We start from the raw sequence: 298 nt of genomic DNA, 5'->3' as shown, positions 1-298 counted from the left end.
TTCGTCGTTCGAGCTGATGTGGGACGACTTCATGCTGGCCGCCTGCGACGTGGCCAGGCTCAAGCCTGCCTTTTCGACGCGTTATCCGGTCTACGCCCTCGTCGAAACACTGGGCGAAGCCAGCGACGATGCACAGCGCGCGCTCGAAGAAGCGCTTGGCGACGCGCTCGAAGCAGGCACGATCGACGATGTGATCGTCGCGCAGTCGCTGGAGCAGGCAAAGCAGTTGTGGGCCGCGCGCGAGTCGGTCGGCGAGTTGCTGGCCGCCGCGCGCCCGCACGCGGCCTTCGACGTGGGT

The 298-nt window shown here is 66.8% G+C and carries 1 protein-coding gene; it reads left to right on the top strand.

From position 1 onward, the window contains the following. A partial coding sequence (locus U5A58_RS40625; RefSeq protein WP_321965476.1) for an FAD-linked oxidase C-terminal domain-containing protein occupies positions 1-298 on the top strand: 298 nt, incomplete at both ends.

It is taken from the genome of Paraburkholderia sp. J7 (assembly GCF_905220155.1).
Taxonomy (GTDB): Bacteria; Pseudomonadota; Gammaproteobacteria; order Burkholderiales; family Burkholderiaceae; genus Paraburkholderia.
Note: the sequence above shows the minus strand (reverse complement) of the source record. Positions and strands in the feature narration are given on the sequence as shown.